The organism is Paenibacillus lentus (assembly GCF_003931855.1).
Lineage (GTDB): Bacteria > Bacillota > Bacilli > Paenibacillales > Paenibacillaceae > Fontibacillus > Fontibacillus lentus.
Window position 1 is genome coordinate 4,492,795 of record NZ_CP034248.1, and the last position, 20,311, is coordinate 4,513,105.

Genomic DNA, 20,311 nt, shown 5'->3' on the forward strand with positions numbered 1-20,311 from the left:
AGGACTGTCCACTTTTTATTCTAGTTGCATTCTTACATTTATTTTTGCTCTTTGGCGACACTTACCTGAAGGTAACTGTATTTCATCCATCTAGATTAATGCTTTTACCCCTCAATCGCCTTTTGAACTGCAAACTAACAGCAAGAAATCCATTTAGTTGGTACATTCAACGATCAAGTACACTTTTTAAATGTATTAAATCCATCTAGTATCGTTTATTCTAGTATCGTTTAGTGCTTAATATTTATCGTTTAATGTTTAATGTTCAATGCTTATTTATATTTTTAAATCCATTGATTGTCGCTTCGTGTTAATGCCTGTTTATACCTTCGCTAACGGCCTCGAAAAATATAACGGCTTCTCGTCATCCGTCTGCTGATACAGGACGACCAGCAAGCTAGGCTCCATCCTTTCCTCAGAGAGCTGCTTGCCCTCCAGTACATCCTCCAGACGGAATGGCAGTTCCTCTAGAACGGCGAACTTCTGCAGCTCGCGCTCGCTCAAATTCCGTCCGACAAGATAGGACGGCAGGCCCTCCCGCTGGGCGACAAACTGCCCAGGCTGACCCTGACCCTCCAGTCGCCCGGCATGCTGCTCAGACTGACCGTCTGGACGTTCGGCAAGCTGCGCGGACTGGCTTTCCAGTCGCTCGGCCTGTTGCTCAGACTGTCCATCCGAATATCCAGTAAGCTGCTCAGAGTGTCCCTTCGACTGTCCGCCAAGCTGCCCAAACTGACTATCCCATTGCTCAGCCAGCATGCTCAAATACCTACCACGTGCATCCTTCCCGATACGGTCATCCCACCATATTTTACGCGGCTTGTATTTATGTCCAAGGAAGTAGTCGAGCTTCATGAGACCCAGCACCACATCCGGCGTTTTCAGCTTACGCTGGGCAAGGAACTCCTGCAGACGGAGGAATAAATCCTCAAGCTGATGGCCGATTCGCTGCCATCCCTGCTCCTCCCAGTAATCCCCGAATTCCTGAAAGAAATCGAATGGAGAATCGAATTCTACCTTCATCAAGTAGTTTAACGTATGATCCATTCGGTGCGCATTCCAGTATTTCTCAAGGACATCCTCCAGCCGCTTCAAGCGGACGATGTCCGCAAAGGATAGCACATCATTGCTAAGCATTTCATAGGGAGCATGCTCCATATACTTGTAGTTGTATTTTGCCGCGTCGTTCCGCAGACCGGTGCCACGCAGCATTTTTAAGAAACCGAGCTGTAGTTCCTCCGGCCCAAGTGCAAATACATCATTAAAGGTCTTGCGGAATGTGGCGTAATCTTCCAGCGGAAGTCCAGCGATCAAATCCAAATGCTGGGCAATTTTGCCGCTTTCCTTAATTTTCGTCACAGTGCGCGTCAGCTTCGTAAAATTCTGTCGGCGCTTCACAAGCTCATTCGTCGGATCATTCGTTGATTGCACCCCGATCTCAAAACGGAAGATGCCTGGCGGCGCATTCTCAGCCAGATAATCCAGTACCTCGGGGCGCATAATATCTGCAGTAATCTCGAACTGGAAAATGCAGCCGCGGTGGTTCTCGATCAGAAATTCAAACATTTCCATCGCGTAGCTACGATTGATGTTGAACGTTCTGTCGAGGAATTTGATGATTTTTGCTCCATTATCGATCAGATACAGCAGATCGGACTTTACGCGCTCAATGTCATAATAACGCACACCTACCTCGATACTGGACAGGCAAAACTGGCAGCTAAACGGACAGCCGCGGCTCGTCTCGAAATAGATAATGCGTTTGCTAAGATCCGGGATGTCTTCGGGAAAACGGTGCGGCGAAGGCAGCGTGTTCAGATCTGATTTAGGCCGTCCCGGATTGACGATCACTTCGTCACCTTTGCGATATGCGGCTCCGAATACATAATGGAACTTGCGATCCCCGGACAGCTCCTGCAGCAGATGGTGGAAGGTCTCTTCCCCATCTCCCATCACAATGAAGTCCACGCTCTTAACGCGCTCCATCCAGTACTGCGTATCATAGGACACTTCTGGCCCGCCGAGGACGATTGTCGTCTCGGGCAGCACTTTTTTCAGAATATCAACGACAAGAATTGTCTGCTCGATGTTCCAAATGTAGCAAGAAAACCCGATCACATCAGGCTTGCGTTGAAATAAATCCGACACGATGTTCATCGTCGGGTCTTTGATCGTATACTCGGCGAGTTCAATATCAAAATCGTTCCCGCTATAAGCCTTCAACAGGCGGATCGCCAAGGAGGTGTGGATATATTTCGCATTTAATGTTGTTAAAATAACCTTCATGATTTCACAGTCCTATTCCATATTTTTAAAAAACTCGAGGAATGCCTGTCCGTATTTACGGTACTTCACTTCCCCTACCCCTTTAATATTCAGCATATCCGCTTCGCTCGTCGGACAAACGATACTCATTTCGCGAAGAGTCGCATCGTTAAAAATAATGTAGGACGGCACACGCTCCTTCTCCGCCAAGTCACGGCGAATAAGGCGAAGCTGCTCGAATATCGTCTCGTTGACGGCAGACGGTCCATCGTCGTAAGCCCCTCTGCGGCGACGGCTGCTCCCCGCAGTCTGGGTCGCCACCGGCTCAGGTTCGCGCATCATCACCTGATGCTGCCCCTTCAGCACGTCAACTGCTAAAGGCTGCAGCCGGACAACCGGATATTGTCCTTCGGAAAGGGCGAGGTACCCTTCAGCTATAAATACATTGATCAGTTCGGAGATCTCCTTCTCGGTGCGCCTTGGCATCATGCCATACGTAGGCAAGCTATCGAAGCCGTATTGGAGCACCTTCTTATTGCGGGAGCCCTTGAGCACCGAAGCGACCATCGTGACGCCGAAGCGCTCTCTCATCCGATGGATGCAAGAGAACACAATTTGAGCATCCCGGGTCATATCCACTAATTCGCGCTCATCGGTGCAAGAGCTACAAATACCGCAGGGCTTGCGGTCGTGCTTCTCTCCGAAGTAGTCGAGCATCCCCCAACGCAAACAACTGGTCGAGTAGCAGTATTCAATCATCTGCTGCAGCTTGCGGTATTCGTTGCGCTTGCGTCCATCGTCCTGCGGGTTCTGCTCAATCAGAAATTTCTGCGTCATGATGTCCTGCGGGCTGAATAGCAGAATACACTCACTCGGCTCTCCGTCCCGCCCTGCACGTCCGGCCTCCTGCACATAAGCTTCCATATTTTTCGGCATATTATAGTGAATCACGTAACGGACGTTGGACTTGTCGATTCCCATGCCAAAAGCATTCGTCGCGACCATCACGCGAATATCATCATAGAGAAAGGCCTCCTGGCTCCCATCCCGCTCTTTGTCGGATAGCCCAGCATGATACCTTCCGGCCGGAATGCCATTCTGCTTGAGCCGCTCGTACAAATCGTCGACCTCCTTGCGGGTCGCTGCATAAACGATGCCCGGCTGATGTCCGTGCGTCTTCGCGTAGTTCAGTACGAACTCGCGCTTGTTCTCGCCGCGCAGCACAGACATTGCCAAATTGTCGCGGCCAAGTCCAGTGACAAATATCTCTGGTTCACGGAGCTGAAGCAGCCGTGTCATGTCATCCATGACCTCCGGCGTGGCCGTTGCCGTAAAGGCCGCGACAATCGGCCTGTTTGGCAGCCCATTCACGAACGGGGCTACCGCGAGGTAGCTCGTGCGGAAATCATGGCCCCACTGCGATACGCAGTGGGCCTCATCAACGGCGACGCAGGAAATCGTCAGGCTGCCCATTTCCTCACGGAACCAGTCGAGCTCCAGCCGTTCCGGCGCGACATACAACAGCTTAAGGTCGCCCCTTCTTGCTGCGCGAATGCGATCATTCACTTCCTTGCCGGACAACGTGCTATTAATATAGGCCGCGGATACTCCGGCAGTCGTGAGCGCGTCCACCTGGTCCTTCATGAGTGAGATCAGCGGCGACACAACTAGTGTAAGTCCGGGCAGCATAAGCGCGGGAATCTGGTAGCAGATGGACTTCCCGCCGCCTGTCGGCATGATGCCAAGCGTGTCGGCGCCGGACAAGACACTCTCTACGATTTTTCGCTGGCCTTCCCGGAAATCTGGGTAGCCGTAATATTTTTGCAAATAAGATTTGGCTTGTTCCATTAAAGTGGATTGCATATTCATTGAAATAAGCTCCTTACTCGTAACCATCGTTCTTGCATACGTTCCTTATCCAGTTTACCGGGAGTGGGCGTGTTGGGCAAACGATTTTGAATTTTTTCAGAATCAGCTCGGTAGCTGGCAGCCTTAAGTCTTTGAAATGTCTTGGTCTACGAGGATATTTGTATGAGATACAACAATATCCCAAATAGAACTCAGATTGATAGTTTTCCTTTTCGTTTCTATATCATGGTGGTTGTACGTTCAGCGTGGTATATTGGATTTGTACATTTTATAAGGATGGAGCTAAATCAACCATGAAGGAATCGTCAAGATCCCATAGTCAACATAAAAATAAAAATAATCCTGCAAATAACAAGCAGAAATCATTGCATGAAGGACAGCAGTCATCCCGCAAAGGGCAGAAAGCGTCATATGGCAAACAGCAAGATTCCCACAATGCCCGGTTGCATAAATCGCACCAATCCAAGCCTAATGCATTCAGCGCCAAGCCGCACGCATCCCACGGTTCAAGGACGCACGCGGCGCGAGATGTGAAGCAGCAATCTCCTCGCATCTCCGGACGCGAGCATGCCGAGGAACTGCGGATCGGCGATCAAATCGTCGTTACAATCAAGCGCCTTGGCATCAATGGCGAAGGCGTCGGATATTACCGGCGCAAGGCAGTCTTTATTACGGGAGGTCTGCCTGATGAAGTTATTCAGGCCAAGGTTACCCGGATCGAAAACAAGTTCATTGGTGCTGAATTAGTAAAAATCGAGAAGCGATCGCCGCAGCGGGTCGATGCACCTTGTTCCGTGTTCGGTATTTGCGGCGGCTGTCAAATTCAACATATATCATATCCAGGGCAGCTTACAGGCAAGGAGGAGATCGTACGCGAAGCGTTCTCACGCTACGCCGGTTTGCAGGAGGTTCGTATGAAGCCGATTCTCGGCATGGAGCATCCTTGGGGCTATCGCAATAAAGCACAACTTCAACTCGGCTTACAGGAGGAAGGCGTCATCGCCGGACTGTATGCCGCGAATTCGCATAAGCTGATCGATATTACGGGCTGCCCAATCCAGCATCCAAAGGTGAACGAGGCGGTCGATAAGACGAGAAATGTCTTGCAGCGGCTGAATATTCCAATCTATGAGGAAAAAAGCAATCTGGGGATCGTGCGCACGATCGTTGTACGCTGGGGCTTCCAATCCGGGCAGCTGCAAGTGACGCTTGTTGCCGCGAACGACCGCATTCCGAGGCTGGATCAGCTTATTAAGGAGCTAAGGCGGGCCATGCCGGAGCTGACCAGCATCGCGCTGAACGTCAATCCGAAGAACACCTCGCTCGTGTTCGGTAACAAGACGACAATTCTCTGGGGCGCGGACGGCATTGAGGAGGCGCTTGGGGATCTGGAGTTCACCCTGTCTCCTCGCGCTTTCTTCCAGCTCAACCCGGTGCAGACAGTCAAGCTGTATGAATCGGTGCGCACGGCAGCAGCTCTCACAGGCAAGGAAGTCGTCGTCGACGCTTACTGCGGCACAGGCACGATCGGGCTGTGGCTTGCCCCTTACGCCAGCGAGGTGCGCGGCATCGAGTCAATCCCCGAAGCGGTGGAGGACGCCAAAGCGAACGCAGCCCGCAACGGACGCGATAATGCCTCCTTCTACGAGGGCAATGCCGAAGAGCTGCTTCCTCGCTGGGTGAAGTCCGGCTTCAAGCCCGACATCATCATCGCCGACCCGCCACGTACCGGGTTAGACCCGCGCTTCATCAGCGCGGTTCTGCGCACGAAGCCGAAGCGCTTCGTGTACGTATCCTGCAATCCTTCGACCTTGGCGAAGGACTGCAAGGAGCTGCTGGACGGCGGCTACTCGCTGGAGTGGATGCAGCCGGTGGATATGTTCCCGCAGACGAGTCATGTGGAGTGCGTAATATTGATGGTACGAAATGAGATGTGACAGCACTGCTCAAGCTCAAAATAGTGTCCGTATTGCAATCAGGTAACGCGAGCCCTATTTTATATCCACAAATTCATTGTTGACACCTAGTTGTCAACAATGGGGGAGTACAATATCCGTATAGAACCTACTGAAAGGATGTTCGATATGGATATGAATGATGGATCAATTGCCGGGAGCGCCTATGCGCAGGAGGCGGCCTGCGATGGTAGGAGGCAGAGCCCATGGCTAAGATAACGCGATTGCCCGGAAACGCCGAAGGCGATTTCTACGTAAACTCGACTTGCGTCGATTGCGATATTTGCCGGCAGCTGGCGCCTAACATTTTCTCTGCGGTGGACGGATTGTCTGCGGTCACCCAGCAGCCTGAGACGGACGAAGACAGACGACTGGCGTTTTATTCCTTGCTGGCTTGTCCCACGGGGGCCATTGGCAGCGAAACGAAGGCTGAGCTTGCCGAGGCCATGAACGGGTTTCCTCTGCCATTATCGGAGGACATTTACTACTGCGGCTACTCTTCGGCCAAATCTTACGGCGGTCATAGCTATTTCATCAAACGTTCCGACGGCAACTGGCTGATCGACGCTCCGCGATTCGTTCCTGCGCTAGAGAAAAAATTGGTTGAACTCGGCGGCATAAGCACCATATTCCTAACTCATGTTGATACGGACGAAAAAAGGGATGTCGACCGGTACGCTAAGCGCTTCGGTGCGGAAATCGTTCTACACGCCGACGAAGAGGCTGAACGAGATGGGTCAGAGCGCCTTTTGACAGGTACGCAGCCCATTTGTTGGCATTCGGATCTGATTTTATTGCCCGTGCCTGGTCATACGATGGGCCACATCGTGCTGCTATATAAGGACACTTATTTGTTCGCGGGGGATCACCTCCATTGGGACCGACATACGCGCGGGCTCGGCGCGGTCCGGGATTACTGTTTTCATTCTTGGGCCGAGCAAACGGACTCCATGGAGCGGCTGGCGCGGCAATCCTTCCGATGGGTGCTGCCTCGCCATGGGGAATGGATCGAGTTAGAATGGGCTTCCATGAAGCAGGAGATGATGGATTTGGTAGAGCGAATGAGGAATACCGACTGAAGGGCAATAACGGGGGGATAAGAGATGAAGCTGGAGAGATTGATGGCGATTACAATGATCTTGCTGAATCGCAAGCGCGTCCAAGCGCATGAATTGGCCGAGCAGCTGCAGGTATCGCTACGGACGGTCTATCGCGACCTAGAATCGCTTAATCTCGCCGGAATCCCCATCGTATCCTACACGGGGGCGGAGGGCGGCTTCGAGATTATGGACAGCTTTCGGCTTGATCGCCAGCTGCTGTCGTACGACGAATTGATGTCGCTCACAATCGCACTGCAAGGCCTGCAATCTACAGGAACGATGAACGAGAACAAGATGGAGCGGCTCATGGATAAAGTCGGAGCTCTGGTCGCTCGGGCGGAACAAGGGCGGATGGATGACAGGGAGCGAATTCAGATTGACTTTTCACCCTGGAGACACAGTAAAGCCGATCGCGCCAAATTCGAATTGCTGCGGCAGGCGGCCTTGGAGCGCCGCGTCGTCGTTTTTACCTATGTGGACGGCAAGGGTGAGGTCACGACCGCTCGTTCCGTGGAACCCATGGAGATTGCGTTGAAGGGCTATGTCTGGTATTTGTACGGCTACTGTCTTAGGCGGAACGATTACCGCACGTTCCGGCTTTCGCGCATCCGGGAACTGCAGACGACTCCGAAGCTTTTCGAACGGAAGCAACTGACTCGTTCCGACAGCCCGAAGGAGGTCTGTCAGACTCCTGTATACGGGACGACGCTGGAATTAGTGCTCCGGTTCGAGGGAGGGGGGAAGGCCGCCGCATCCGATCACTTCGAAGAACATGAGCTGGAATGGCAGTCGGACGGTTCGTTAATCGTGCGGGCGACGTTGCCGGACAAGCCTTGGATCATCGGCTATTTGCTTCATTTTCGCACGGACGTCATCGTCCTCGAGCCCCACCGGATTGCCGAGAAGCTAAGGGATGCGGCGCTCTCAATCGCATCGTTGTACGAGAATTCGCCGGAAACCGACAATGGGTAAGAGTAAAGAGAGGTTCTCGCCTCTCTATTTATTTTTTTAGGCTCTGTTAAATCTCAGTGTTGATTTGGTGGCTATTTTTGATGACATTGAACCGACGGGCAGGATAATTGAGTCAGATACCCAATCGCTTTGAGAAATAAAATTTCAGGGGTGAAGCTACGTGGATAATATGATTGAAAAACTCAAGAACATTATGGTGGATTGTGTAGGGGGATTATGAACAAGTACTCATGTTACTCCTATAAGGGAAAAGGAAAAGTGGAGCATACGCCCCACTTGTTAGCATCCTCGATATATCAGCTACGGAAGTCATTAATCGTCTTACAGTTGAAGAAGTCCAGCAAATCAGCTTTCTATACCCTAACCCGTACTTGGAAATGGTTGGAAAATTGGCAGTTATAAAGGTTGTTAGACAGAAGCTTTGTTGATTGTCATGATTTCCGTTCATTAAATCGTAAATTTCTCGATTTCTTTTTGTAAATTTTGAGCGAGTTTTGCAAGATGTTCCGAAGCAACGGCCATTTCATTCATGGTTGAAGATTGTTCTTCTGTAATAGCTGATACATTTAATGTGTGTTCATTTGTTATTCTTGTTTGTTCATTGATTTCTTCTACGGTTACCGTGACATTTTTTAGTTTTTCGTAAGTGTTTATTGTATTTTGGCTAGTGGTTTCAATCATTTGTTTTAAGTCTTGAATAGCGCCTGCAATCGTATCAAACGTTCCCTCCGCTTGTTTTACAGAAACAATACCATTTTGAGCAATGGAACGGCTTTGTTCCATCATATCAACAGCTCGATTCATTTCATCTTGAATATTCCGAACAAGGTCTTCAATATCTTTGGAAGCAACTCCGGTTTGTTCCGCAAGCTTCTTCACTTCATTGGCAACTACGGCAAAGCCTTTACCATGTTCTCCTGCTCGCGCTGCTTCAATAGCTGCATTTAAAGACAATAAATTGGTTTGTTCCGTAATCGATGAAATGAGTTGACTCATGCTCTCAATTTGTTCTGATTGCTCTTTTAATTTACCCATTAAACTTGCGCTATCTTCCACTTGGGTATGTAGCTGTGTTATATCATCGATAAATGTTCGGATATCCTTCGAGCCACCTGTGGCGACTTCTGAGGTTGAAACAGATTGTTGAACGGCGCCGTTCAACGTTGCTACGACCTGCTGCATATCCTCCGATAATAATGTTGTTACCGATTGTAATTGTTCACTGACAGATTGTTGCTTGCTGGTATTTTCCGCAACATCTTGCATTGAAACGGCAACTGCCATTACCGATTGATTTACTTCTTGTACACTCGCTGTTAATTCTTCTGCAGTTGATGCAACCACTTCCGTTTCATCAGAAACCGCTTTCATCATATTTCCTAACGCTTGGACTGAACCGTTATAATAATTGGCCATTTCTCCAAATTCATCTTTTGTCTCGATGGATATAGTTTTCGTTAAATCCCCATTTGCTAGATTACCTAAATTATGATTAATATTTCTTACTTCACTGCGAATATATCTCGCAATAACAAGTACGAACAAAGACATTAAAACGACTAATACCGTACTTACAGCAAACTGTTGATAAGTCATCTTTTGTTGCGCACTAAACAGTTCCTTCGTTGGCACAAGTAATACCGCTTTCCATGGCATGCCGTTAACTTGCTGATATTGCATGAAATGATCTTCACCATTAATTTTTGTCTGGATCAGGGCTGTATCATTCCCTAACTGTTCAAGTGAAATATTTAAATAGTCTTGAATCGTTTCTGTATTGACTTTTTCTTTATCAGGATGAGTTAAGAAGGTACCTTTGTCATCAATTAAAAAAGCATATCCACTTTCTCTAATTTTGATATCTGACACAATGGACTGGATCGAATTTAGGATATAATCCCCCGTAATGACTCCGATTGGCTTCGAATCATCTACCACTTGAACACTAAATGAGATGAACATTTCCCCTAATGCCTCATCAAAATAAGGTTCTGTATGGTTTACTTGATTAGAAGTTAATCCTTTCGTATACCATTCTTGTGTATAAAAATCATAGGAAGGTTCTTCATAAATATCGGTATAAACAGCCTTCCCCTCATCTTTATATATATAGGGGCCGAATATTTCTCCATTCGCGACCTCTTTTTCGTACCATAGTCCCATTCCGTAGGTTTCTTCATTTAAGGGAAGGATTTGCTCTACTAAACTTATGAAATTTTTTCTAGTCATTAAAGTATCTGATGATTCCACAGCTGACTTCACACTGTAAATCAGTTGATTATGTGCATTAACTTTGTTTTCAACGGTATAAGTTACATTGTCGGCTAATAAAGACATTTCACTTTCAACCATTTTTTCGATTTCATTTGAAGTAATCTGATGATTCATGATTGCCATACCGATTAAGAAAATAGCAACAATAGGTATTAGTATTCCGATTTTCATAAAAATTCTCATATTACCTAATATCTTTTTCATAAATCTGTCTGACCTCCCTAAGTTGTATGTTTATAATGCTACTTATCTACTACAGTAAAGCGAAAAAGAGTATCTAATTCGACTTTACTATAAAACATCATTAGATGTCTATTTCCTTTTATCTAATATCGGGATGGTATTGGGGTCGTTTTGTCTTAGGGTGGTTTAGGCATTAATGTAAGAGGTGGAAATATCGGTGGGCATTGTATGATAGCCTTGGTTTATTGAAAGGAGTAAAGCTGTAAAGGCATCGGTTGCAACCCGATGCCCTTATACTATGCATACTTAGTGCATGATTCATCTTACGCAGCAAATTAATGTGCATTCATTTCATCTACGATTTCTTCTCCACTCAAACTAGAAGGATAATAGGTCGGCCAGTTTTCTAATTCTTTTAAAAGCGTGTCATGGTCTTCATCTCCAAAATAGATGTGGTAATGGTCTGCTTTAGTTGGATAAATACTATGATCGCTGAATTGGACATGTGCGGGTACGCCATCTGCTTCCCCAACTAAATCAAATAAAAAGCGAACTCCTCTTTTTCCTGATTCATAAGTCAAAATTTCGTATCCATGGTACTCATATTCTCCCGTCTTTCCTTCTCCATTTTGATAAAAGGTTATCTTACTATCTTGAATAACGATGCGTTCAATGTCTGTTTTATATCCGGTGGAATAATATGCCTTGTACTCTTCAAAGGTTTTATCTTTTTTTGTTTCGGCTTTATTATGTAAGACCTCATCCAAACTTCCGTCCAACAAGTACGGATAGACCGATTGCCAGTCCCCTCCCCAATCCGATAAGGCCCGGTCTTTAATCTCGCTATCTTCAAATATTCCTGCATATATTTCTTTCTGTTTCTCATCTCCGTGATGATGATTGGCATGGCTGTGATCGTGGGCATGATTATCGTGGTTATGGTTATGGTCATGCTCGTGGGCGTGCCCGTGCTCGTGGTCATGGTTATGCTCATTTTGAAGATTACCTTCTACAGGTTCAGAAGAAACTGGAGCCTCTTTAATCGGCGCTTTCTCGTTGTCTTGACAACCTGTAAGCATGGCACCTAATAGGCAAAGCACAGCTATGGATTGGATAAGTTTTTGTTTCATAAATAAATTCACTCCCACTATAAATTAATATTTTCTCGCTCTTTCTCACATTTCCTTAGAATTTTAACATTGACTACCTCGAGAGGTGGATATAACGGGAAGTTTATTGAATTTATTTCCTTTCGGCAGTGTGCGGGAACAGAGATTGGAATGGATTTTCCAAAAAAAAGTGGTTTCCGTATGATCGCACCTTGGATATCCACAACACTTCCTTGATGGTTTACCCTCCCATGTCACACGGGGTCTATGCCCTTACATTCCTTCGTTCTACCTCTCAAGGGGTGGACGCCGTTTCTCGCTCCTTTACTGGGTCGTTGCCCTTATGGAATAGTTCCTGCGGCTGATCCGTGCTTCCATTGTCTCTGTATTGATCCTAAGCATATAGTGAGTCTATCGACCTGAACGTGATTGATTTAAGCAGCCAACTGAAGCTGAGTCCGGCGAACCGGTCCTAAGACATCAGCGGCATTGTATACGATTTTCCTTGTGCCTAACGTGTGTAAAATGCGAATCAGTTTTCCACAAAGCGCCACAATAGACTGTTTCTTTTTCAACGGATTGACCTGACGCTGCGTATAATACTGATGCATCGCTTTAAACTCCGGGTTCTTTGCCACCATGGGCAACACGGCTCGGAAAAGTAGTGCTCGAAGACGTGATCGACCTCGTTTGCTGATCGTCGTTCGACCCTTTTTCTTTCCAGAACTGTTTTCTCGCAGGTTAAGTCCCGCGAGACGGATAATCTGTTGACCGTGGCTATACCGAGATAGGTCACCGGTTTCTGCTAGGAAGCCAGCAAGTGTCGTGATTCCTACACCCGGAATAGTGAGCATTTCCTGTGTGCCAGGAATCTGTTTGAGTAATAACTCCACTTGATTCATGATCTCTTCCAGTTGTTGTGTAAATAAGGCGTACTGTTGCATCCAAGTGTGTAACTCTAACTTAGCAGCAGTGGTACCTTCTGTGAGTCCAATGGATTCAGAGGCAGCTTCCACAAGCTTTTCAGCTCGCTTTATCCCTACGGCTCGCTGTACGTCTTGCTTCCATCGCCCGAGGATCGCAGTGGCGCCAAGGGCTACGATCTCTTGCGGCAATGGAAACTCAGTCAACGTGACGAGCGCGGCTTTGCCCTCCCAGCTCTTAAAAACGTTGTTAAACTCCGGGAAAAACCGATCGAGCCAGTTTTGAATCCGTCTTTGGACTTGCCCCAAACTGACCATCGTTTTCTCACGCATATTCATGAGAATTCTCAAATCTGCGTAAACGCTAGTCGGTAGTTGGGGTTCGGTATAGTGACCGTTACGGACAAGATCCGCAATCACTTTGGCATCCTTGTAGTCATTTTTAGTCTGGGAGTTATCCTCCAGTTCCTTGCTCTTATGCACATGATGAGGATTCACGACCACGATACGAATGCCCTTGTCTTGCAAGAACTCAGCCAGGGGAAACCAGTAGTGTCCGGTGGGCTCAATGCCAAACACAATATCTGTTTTGGCGTACTGCCTCTGCAATGCCTTCATCCACGATACGAGTTTCGAGAGTCCCTTACGGCTGTTTTCAAATACACAGTCTTTGCCAAGCTCGATTCCGCGAAAATCGATCGCTCTGGCAACATGGGTGTCCTTTGCAATATCTGCACCGACAACCAAGGTTTGATCTGTAATGTCCAAAATGCGTTGATTCTGTTTCTCTTTTAGCTTATACTTCATTTGAGCGTCCTCCTTCTAATTAGGGCAGTGAATGGTTCGCATTCCAAGACCCAGCATACAGGAGGCGCTTTTTTTGTTCAAATCTCATATTAATTCATTACAGGAATAGCTCCTTCTTCCTTTTTTACTCTAATCGTAATGATTACTATTTACCCTTTGCGAATATACTATGTTTTGAATTTAATGTCAATATAAATCGTAATAATTACTATTAAAATAAAAAGCAGACTAACAAAAGTAGGCTCTGCCATCCGTGACAGAACCTAGGTTTACAGATTTACATTCTGTTTTCTGTTATTCTTGAGAATCGTTAAGATAATATTGTAAGGACTGATAAGGGGACATTTTAATAGATTTCTTAGCAGCCTGCTTCACCCCCCTTCTATTCGCGAGGTATTCATTAGGGGACAAAACGTGAATCAGCTCATTAGCCATATCATCGAAGGAAGTCGGTTGAGGAACTTGCTCATGCTGAAGCAGCAATACATATTTTTTTAGAATAGACTTAATTTCATTGAATTGCTCCCCATTTAATCCATTTGCAATTATCCAATCCCAGAGACGATACTGTTCTGGTTCAAGTGTAATTTGACGCAACAAGTTTACGTATAATTCCAATCGCTGTACTTTTTCCTCTAAGGATTCAGGCAAATTGTATCACCTCTTTTATCTAATTTATTAAACCTAGAACATTCGGAGTAAGTTCTTCTATCCAATTTCCCTATGGAATTCCGGAAAGTTCTGTACGGCAATTTGACCTACCTTATTGATCATCGGTTATTCACCCCCTTTTCAATATCGATTGCCCTATAAGATGAATTAAAGAATGCCCTACATCCATTTCAATATTCAGCTTATATAAATGGATTTATACAGACTGTTGAAAAAGCCCCTATCTAGATCACATTACCGCATTAATTTGGTATAATATAGGTAATATATTGAAAGTGTGGTGCGCGAGTTGCCTAACATTCAACAAGATAGAAATCAAATTGAATTGGTTAGTATAGATATGCTTGTACCAAAAGATCATTTACTACGAATCATTGATGAAAACGTAGATTTTTCATTTATTACGGAGATGACTCGCCCCTACTATCACGGCACATTAGGGAGGCCTCCAATTCACCCGATTCGCCTTTTCAAAATGATGCTGATTGGTTATTTGTATGGCATTCACTCCGAAAGGCAATTAGAGCAAGAAATTAAAACGGACGTAGCCTACCGCTGGTTCCTTGGTCTAGGCTTAACGGATCCTGTGCCGGATCACTCGACGATTAGTTACAACCGTAATGTGCGATTCAAAGGATCTACCATTTTTCAAGACATTTTTGACGAAGTAGTCCGTTTGGCCATCCGTCATAACATGGTAGGGGGACGTGTTCTCATTACTGATTCAACGCACATCCAAGCTAACGCGAATAAAAATCGTTCATCGATGCAAGTTGTGACGGAAACGCCCCTTGAATATTTAAAAGAATTGGAGACAGCTGTTAATCAAGAACGAGAGCGTCATGGAAAAAAGCCGCTGCCGCCCGTGAAAAACGAAACGATTGAAAAAAAACTGCGAGTGAGTAACACCGATCCAGAAAGTGGCTTTATGAAGCGTAAAGGCAAACCCGAAGGGTTTTATTATTTGGATCATCGTACAGTCGATCACAAATTCAATCTCATTACGGATGTCCATGTTACCCCTGGAAATGTGAATGACTCAACCGTTTATATAGAAAGACTTCAAAGACAGATCGATACATTTGACTTTCACAATACGTTAGAAGCTGTTGCTTTGGATTCAGGATATATGACGCCCTACATATGCAAAAAAACAAGCGAGATGGGTATTTTCAGTGTCATCGCTACTCGTAATGCCCCTACAGCAGAGGGGACTATACCCAAAGAAGAGTTTTCCTATGACCCGCAACAAGACGCTTATATATGTCCCAATGGATCTAAGCTGACTTACCACACAACCAATCGCAATGGATACAAAGAATATATGTCCAACCCTGACTTATGTGGCCAATGCCCATTATTGGATAGCTGTACATCAAGCAAAAATCGTAAACGTAAAATTCAGCGGCATGTTTGGGAAGGGTTTAAAGAGCGAGTAGAAGCGAATTACCGTAGCTCTTCAGGACAGATCTTGTATAAGCTCCGTTGTAAAACAGTTGAGCGAAGCTTCGCGGATGCCAAAGTGCTCCATGGGCTTCGCATTTCCCGTTTGCGTGGCCGGGAAAAAGTGCAGGAACAAGCACTGATGACTGCCATAGTGCAGAACATTAAGAAAATAGCAAGGCACCTAGCCAAGCTTTTTTCTCGTACAAACGGGAACTCACCTTATATTTTAATCCTTTCGATTCTGGATTTCCGTGGAAAGTATGTTTTCTTGCATAGAAAATCAATTACTTCAACAGTCTGATTTATAGTAGTTAGTTTGTACGGTAAGGAAGAAAAAGTAAATTTAAATGTATTTCATGTCCTTAGAAGAAAGCAATTTGCCAATCATAGCCTGGAATCTTGAATTTAGCTGCATCAAATCCATCTAAACTCCTGAAACATTCGTTTGGAGTATTATTAGATACATGAAATCCAGTTAGTGTACGATAACTTCGTGTACGATAGTTTTCTCTCAGAATAAGCCTCTTAGGGTGCGCACATCTCAGGATACGCTCAGGGTACGCCTCTTGGAATACACCTCTTGGGATGCACGCTCATCATCTATATAGTAATGTAACAATTCCATAGTATGGGGAAATTTACCCTCTACACATACAAAAAAACAAACCTCTTGCATTTCTTATCATTTTGTAATACATTAGTTGAGGGGTCAATCATTGACCCATCAATTAATGAGCTATGCAATGCAATCCAATGCAATTGCAGCATACTGTTGAACGCAGGGCGAGCTCATTGGTTACCGCACCCAGGAGGTTATTCAATGAATTGCTCAGCTAAAGATCAAGAGCGTATTTTGTTTCTGCTTAAAGACTTCTGCAATCAGATTGGACCGAAGTTTGAACGTAGTGCCCAGATGAGCTTGTCCCGCTATGAGCTATTGTATCAGCTATACCAGACGGACGAGATGAATCAATCCACACTACAAAAATCGGTCAACATTGATCATGCAGCTGTTACTCGCCATTTGAAACAACTTGAAGCTCAAGGAATGGTGGCGAGACGCAGAAATCCATCCGATCACCGTGAGACCTTCGTCAGCCTGACAAAGGAAGGACGGGAGCAGATTGTTAGCTGCAGCACGGAAAAACGCAGTTTTGTCCATCACATGTTCCAAGACTTCAGTTCGAAGGAACTGCATGCATTAACTGACATGCTGACGCGCATTCAACAAAACATAAGTAAATATTAGATTTATAGGAGAGGATGAAGCCATATGAATACAACCCCTACTAAAGATTTCAAAGAAATCGTATTAGGACGCCGTTCCGTGAAAGATTATGATCCAACCGTAAAAATCAGCCGCGAGGAAATGACAGAGATTTTGGCAGAAGCAACGACCGCCCCCTCCTCAATTAATATGCAGCCTTGGCGCTTTGTCGTCATTGACACACCTGAGGGTAAAGCCAAAATGGCTGAGCTGGCGATGTTCAATACGAACCAGGTCAATACTTCTGCAGCTGTTATCGCGGTCTTCGGCGATATGAATTGCATCGAGCATGCCGAGGAAATCTACGGAAAATCCGTCGAACTGGGCTACATGCCTGAAGATGTTAAGGAGAAGCTGCTCAGCTCCTTCAAACCGATGTATGAAACTTTGCCCGAACAGACCATGCGGGATATCGTACTCATTGACGCGAGTCTCGTATCGATGCAGCTCATGCTCGTTGCTCGCGCTCATGGCTACGATACCAACCCGATCGGCGGATATGATAAGCAGCAAATTGCCGAAGCCTTTGGCCTCGATAAGGAACGTTATATCCCTGTGATGATTATTTCCATCGGCAAGGCAGCCACTGAAGGCCGCCCATCCTACCGCCTGCCTGTTGAGGCAGTAACGACCTGGAAGTAATCCGCCATAACATATAATTAAACCGCCCGATGGGCGGTTTTAGTTATTTATTGAAGTCACCTTTTGGGCGATCATTTTAGACATCGCGTGCTTATGAGGGATGCCGGAGGAATTACAGTCAAATACGATTTCCGAACTCTCTTGGATAAGCCAGTCTTGGTAATGTCCAAGCAACTCGCCGGAATACCACTTATACGCATTGGGTTCCTTCTCCGGAGGCGGTGCAATAAACGGCTTATTGACGAATACATTAAGGAAATGCATGCCGTTTTGATTTGTAAACTGCTTATAGTTTTCGAATATTTCTTGGCGAAACTCCGGTTTGATGTAATGAAAAACACCACTTGCAAAGACGACGTCAAAATGGCGATCTAAACGATAATCTAAAATATCCGCTTTGAATACATTCACTTCTACTCCGCATTGATCGGCCAATCTTTTCGTTTTCTCGATACCGGCATCAGAAACGTCGAAGGCTGTAACCTCATATCCATTTCTTGCAAAGAACACGGCATCTTTACCTTCCCCACAGCCAATATCCAACAATTTCACGGGCTTCGTAGGCGGCATCCGCTGCAATACCTGGTAGCATTCTTTGTTGGGCTCAGTCCCCCAGTAATAATCCTGTGTTAGATATACTTCCTCATAAATTGTAATCGGTCTATTCTGCGAGACATAACCAAGGAGCTTATCAATACTTACTTCCAAGGTTCTTGAGAGCTGAGGCAACAATGAAATATCCGGCATAGTCTGAGCATTCTCCCACTTGGATACAGCTTGAAAAGAAAGCCCAAGTATTTGGGCAAGCTCCTCCTGAGTAAGCCCTCTTTCTTTGCGATAAATATTTATATTTCTTGCTAATGTTTCTTTCATTTTTTTCACGCCCCTTTGTATAACCTCAATTTTATTGGGTATTCCTGGAGGTTACAATAACTTTGTATTTGATTTTTTTAATCATTCAACTGCCAGTTGAACGACTAGATTTACCTGATGGAGAGTATGTGGGGGTACCGCGTGGAGCGTAGTGCAAAATAATGAGCCATTGACAACACCCGATAGCTGAATTAGAATAAATTTAACAACCATCTAATTAGATGATTATTAAATAATGAATCGTTAAGGTGAGGTGTCCTGATTTGCAGTTAGACAAGGTGGTAACCTACCACAAAGCACTCGCCGACCCCACAAGAATTCGAATGCTAATTTTACTGGCGGAGGGCGAACGAAATGGGCAGGAGCTAGCGAAGAAGCTTGGAGTAACCCCGGCTACCATTACCCATCATGCCGCAAAGCTGCGTGAAGCGAGCCTCATTAACGAACGCAGGGATAAGAACACGATCTTTTTCTCACTAAATCATTATTTTCTGAAAAATAGCGCAGACGCCACGGTTAATCTGATTCAACGGGCGTCCGAAGGAGGTACGAGTATGCTGGATGAGCAGCAGCAGCGCATGAAGGAATCTGTTATCAAAAACTTCTTTTCCGCTGAAGGTCGTCTGAAGAGCCTTCCTGCCCAGCTTAAGAAGAAGTTGATTGTATTGGAGTACTTGGTATCCCGCTTGGAGATGGGGCGCAAATACACCGAGCTAGAAATCAATGCGTTCATCAGGGAATATCACGAGGATTTTGCCACAATCCGCCGGGAATTCATTATGCACCAATTTATGTTTAGGGAGAACGATATTTATGAATTGAACCCGCAGGAGATGTGGACGAAGTGGGAGAGCCTTTCGTAAGTATCCAGACTTCTCAGCGGTGACATTTATCAAAGTTATAACAGCAGAAAAATAAAAGCGGGCGCACATTTTCATGCACCCGCTTTATTATTGCTTCTCAAGCGTACAACAGTTCCAGGGTGGAAGCTGTTAGTTACTAAGCTCTTACCCGCCCCACTTACGGAAGCACATTCCCCGCGGCACGGTAAATGTCATACCATTCCTCACGGGTCAACATAATGTCGGCGGCTTTACAGCAATCCAGGATTCTCTGCAGATTCATCGTACCCGTTACCGGCTGCATCTTCGCAGGATGACGAAGCAGCCAAGCAATGGCAATTGTCGTATTGGAAACCTCATACTTGGCGGCGATTTCATCGATTTTTTGGTTCAACTCCGGGAACTTCTCGCTACCGAGGAATACGCCTTCAAAGAAACCGTATTGGAACGGCGACCATGGCTGAATCGTAATATCCTGTAATCGGCAATAATCCAAAATACTACCGTCACGGCTCACTGCAGCATGATTCTCCATATTGACGTTAATTCCATTTGAAATCATATTCGCATTCGTAATGCTCAGCTGGAGCTGATTGGCGATGAGCGGTTGTTTTACATGCTTCTTTAGAAGCTCGATCTGCATCGGATTTTGGTTAGAAACCCCAAAATATCTTACCTTACCGGAGCTCTCCAACTGATCAAAAGCTTCGGCAACCTCTTCCGGCTCAACCAAAGCATCCGGACGATGTAGTAGAAGCACGTCAAGATAATCCGTTCTCAATCTTTTCAGGATACCGTCCACCGAATTTAATATATGTTCCTTGGAGAAATCGAACATGCCCTGGCGAATACCGCATTTGGACTGCAGGATGACCTTCTCACGCACATCATCATTCATTTGGATTGCATCAGCAAAAATCTCCTCGCATTCGCCCCCGCCGTAAATATCCGCGTGATCAAAGAAATTCGCACCTGCTTCGAGCGCCGTTTGAACAAATTTCTCCGCCGCAGCTTGTCCCAATGAATTAATACGCATACAGCCGACTGCAATTACTGGCACCTCTAAATTGCTAGTTCCCAGCTTCATCGTTCTCATGATTCATATCCTCCTT

At 45.9% G+C, this 20,311-nt stretch carries 14 protein-coding genes and 1 pseudogene; 7 read left to right on the forward strand and 8 right to left on the reverse strand.

Annotated features, from left to right (window positions below; genetic code table 11):
- Positions 1 to 321: 321 nt before the first annotated feature.
- Both EIM92_RS20405 and recQ read right to left on the reverse strand, forming a co-directional pair.
- Entirely contained in the window at positions 322 to 2,286 is a 1,965-nt protein-coding gene (locus EIM92_RS20405; RefSeq protein WP_125084402.1) for a B12-binding domain-containing radical SAM protein, read from the reverse strand.
- Positions 2,287 to 2,298: 12 nt separating this feature from the next.
- Positions 2,299 to 4,134 (reverse strand): DNA helicase RecQ, encoded by a 1,836-nt coding sequence (gene recQ / locus EIM92_RS20410; RefSeq protein WP_125084403.1) that lies wholly within the window; start codon positions 4,132 to 4,134, stop codon positions 2,299 to 2,301.
- A 293-nt stretch (positions 4,135 to 4,427) separates the two neighbouring features.
- Here recQ and rlmD point away from each other — a divergent pair, with 293 nt between their 5' ends.
- The 3 genes from rlmD to EIM92_RS20425 all read left to right on the forward strand — a co-directional run bounded on the left by rlmD (position 4,428) and on the right by EIM92_RS20425 (position 8,161).
- Complete coding sequence (rlmD, locus tag EIM92_RS20415; RefSeq protein WP_125084404.1) at positions 4,428 to 6,071, forward strand: 23S rRNA (uracil(1939)-C(5))-methyltransferase RlmD; 1,644 nt, start codon at positions 4,428 to 4,430, stop codon at positions 6,069 to 6,071.
- A 224-nt stretch (positions 6,072 to 6,295) separates the two neighbouring features.
- Positions 6,296 to 7,168 carry an MBL fold metallo-hydrolase gene (locus EIM92_RS20420; protein WP_125084405.1) on the forward strand — a complete coding sequence of 291 codons (873 nt, stop codon included), beginning with the start codon at positions 6,296 to 6,298 and terminating at the stop codon, positions 7,166 to 7,168.
- A gap of 24 nt (positions 7,169 to 7,192) precedes the next feature.
- On the forward strand, positions 7,193 to 8,161 hold the full coding sequence (locus tag EIM92_RS20425; protein ID WP_125084406.1) for a helix-turn-helix transcriptional regulator: 969 nt from the start codon (positions 7,193 to 7,195) through the stop codon (positions 8,159 to 8,161).
- A 447-nt stretch (positions 8,162 to 8,608) separates the two neighbouring features.
- On the opposite strand, the gene EIM92_RS20430 is transcribed toward EIM92_RS20425, so the two are convergent.
- The 4 genes from EIM92_RS20430 to EIM92_RS20445 all read right to left on the reverse strand — a co-directional run bounded on the left by EIM92_RS20430 (position 8,609) and on the right by EIM92_RS20445 (position 14,108).
- The gene (locus tag EIM92_RS20430) at positions 8,609 to 10,639 is read right to left on the reverse strand and encodes a methyl-accepting chemotaxis protein (RefSeq protein ID WP_125084407.1); all 2,031 of its coding nucleotides are present in this window, start codon (positions 10,637 to 10,639) and stop codon (positions 8,609 to 8,611) included.
- A 314-nt stretch (positions 10,640 to 10,953) separates the two neighbouring features.
- Positions 10,954 to 11,748, reverse strand: a complete 795-nt coding sequence (locus EIM92_RS20435) for a metal-binding protein ZinT (RefSeq protein WP_246021086.1) — start codon at positions 11,746 to 11,748, stop codon at positions 10,954 to 10,956.
- Positions 11,749 to 12,161: 413 nt separating this feature from the next.
- Complete coding sequence (locus EIM92_RS20440) at positions 12,162 to 13,457, reverse strand: IS110 family RNA-guided transposase (RefSeq protein WP_125082745.1); 1,296 nt, start codon at positions 13,455 to 13,457, stop codon at positions 12,162 to 12,164.
- A 294-nt stretch (positions 13,458 to 13,751) separates the two neighbouring features.
- On the reverse strand, positions 13,752 to 14,108 hold the full coding sequence (locus EIM92_RS20445; protein WP_125084408.1) for a DUF1878 family protein: 357 nt from the start codon (positions 14,106 to 14,108) through the stop codon (positions 13,752 to 13,754).
- Between the two features lie 301 nt (positions 14,109 to 14,409).
- On the opposite strand from EIM92_RS20445, the pseudogene EIM92_RS20450 reads away from it, so the two are divergent.
- The 3 genes and pseudogenes from EIM92_RS20450 to EIM92_RS20460 all read left to right on the forward strand — a co-directional run.
- Positions 14,410 to 15,765 (forward strand): annotated as a pseudogene (locus EIM92_RS20450) (IS1182 family transposase); the annotation flags it as partial.
- Positions 15,766 to 16,395: 630 nt separating this feature from the next.
- Entirely contained in the window at positions 16,396 to 16,824 is a 429-nt protein-coding gene (locus EIM92_RS20455) for a MarR family winged helix-turn-helix transcriptional regulator (RefSeq protein WP_125084409.1), read from the forward strand.
- Between the two features lie 24 nt (positions 16,825 to 16,848).
- Complete coding sequence (locus EIM92_RS20460) at positions 16,849 to 17,484, forward strand: nitroreductase family protein (RefSeq protein WP_125084410.1); 636 nt, start codon at positions 16,849 to 16,851, stop codon at positions 17,482 to 17,484.
- Between the two features lie 39 nt (positions 17,485 to 17,523).
- Here the strand turns inward: EIM92_RS20460 and EIM92_RS20465 are convergent, their stop codons facing one another.
- Positions 17,524 to 18,357: a methyltransferase domain-containing protein gene (locus EIM92_RS20465; protein ID WP_125084411.1), complete on the reverse strand. Its 834-nt coding sequence runs from the start codon at positions 18,355 to 18,357 to the stop codon at positions 17,524 to 17,526.
- A gap of 263 nt (positions 18,358 to 18,620) precedes the next feature.
- Between EIM92_RS20465 and EIM92_RS20470 the strand changes: the two genes are divergently transcribed.
- Complete coding sequence (locus EIM92_RS20470; protein ID WP_125084412.1) at positions 18,621 to 19,220, forward strand: DUF2087 domain-containing protein; 600 nt, start codon at positions 18,621 to 18,623, stop codon at positions 19,218 to 19,220.
- Between the two features lie 157 nt (positions 19,221 to 19,377).
- Here the strand turns inward: EIM92_RS20470 and EIM92_RS20475 are convergent, their stop codons facing one another.
- Entirely contained in the window at positions 19,378 to 20,295 is a 918-nt protein-coding gene (locus EIM92_RS20475; RefSeq protein WP_125084413.1) for an aldo/keto reductase, read from the reverse strand.
- Positions 20,296 to 20,311 lie beyond the last annotated feature (16 nt).

Coding starts and splice junctions, on each gene's coding strand:
- EIM92_RS20425 (WP_125084406.1), top strand. CDS start 7,193: ATGAAGCTGGAGAGATTGATGGCGATTACAATGATCTTGCTGAATCGC.
- EIM92_RS20475 (WP_125084413.1), bottom strand. CDS start 20,295: ATGAGAACGATGAAGCTGGGAACTAGCAATTTAGAGGTGCCAGTAATT.
- EIM92_RS20420 (WP_125084405.1), top strand. CDS start 6,296: ATGGCTAAGATAACGCGATTGCCCGGAAACGCCGAAGGCGATTTCTAC.
- EIM92_RS20430 (WP_125084407.1), bottom strand. CDS start 10,639: ATGAAAAAGATATTAGGTAATATGAGAATTTTTATGAAAATCGGAATA.
- EIM92_RS20465 (WP_125084411.1), bottom strand. CDS start 18,357: ATGAAAGAAACATTAGCAAGAAATATAAATATTTATCGCAAAGAAAGA.
- rlmD (WP_125084404.1), top strand. CDS start 4,428: ATGAAGGAATCGTCAAGATCCCATAGTCAACATAAAAATAAAAATAAT.
- EIM92_RS20440 (WP_125082745.1), bottom strand. CDS start 13,457: ATGAAGTATAAGCTAAAAGAGAAACAGAATCAACGCATTTTGGACATT.
- EIM92_RS20405 (WP_125084402.1), bottom strand. CDS start 2,286: ATGAAGGTTATTTTAACAACATTAAATGCGAAATATATCCACACCTCC.
- recQ (WP_125084403.1), bottom strand. CDS start 4,134: ATGAATATGCAATCCACTTTAATGGAACAAGCCAAATCTTATTTGCAA.
- EIM92_RS20435 (WP_246021086.1), bottom strand. CDS start 11,748: ATGAAACAAAAACTTATCCAATCCATAGCTGTGCTTTGCCTATTAGGT.
- EIM92_RS20460 (WP_125084410.1), top strand. CDS start 16,849: ATGAATACAACCCCTACTAAAGATTTCAAAGAAATCGTATTAGGACGC.
- EIM92_RS20455 (WP_125084409.1), top strand. CDS start 16,396: ATGAATTGCTCAGCTAAAGATCAAGAGCGTATTTTGTTTCTGCTTAAA.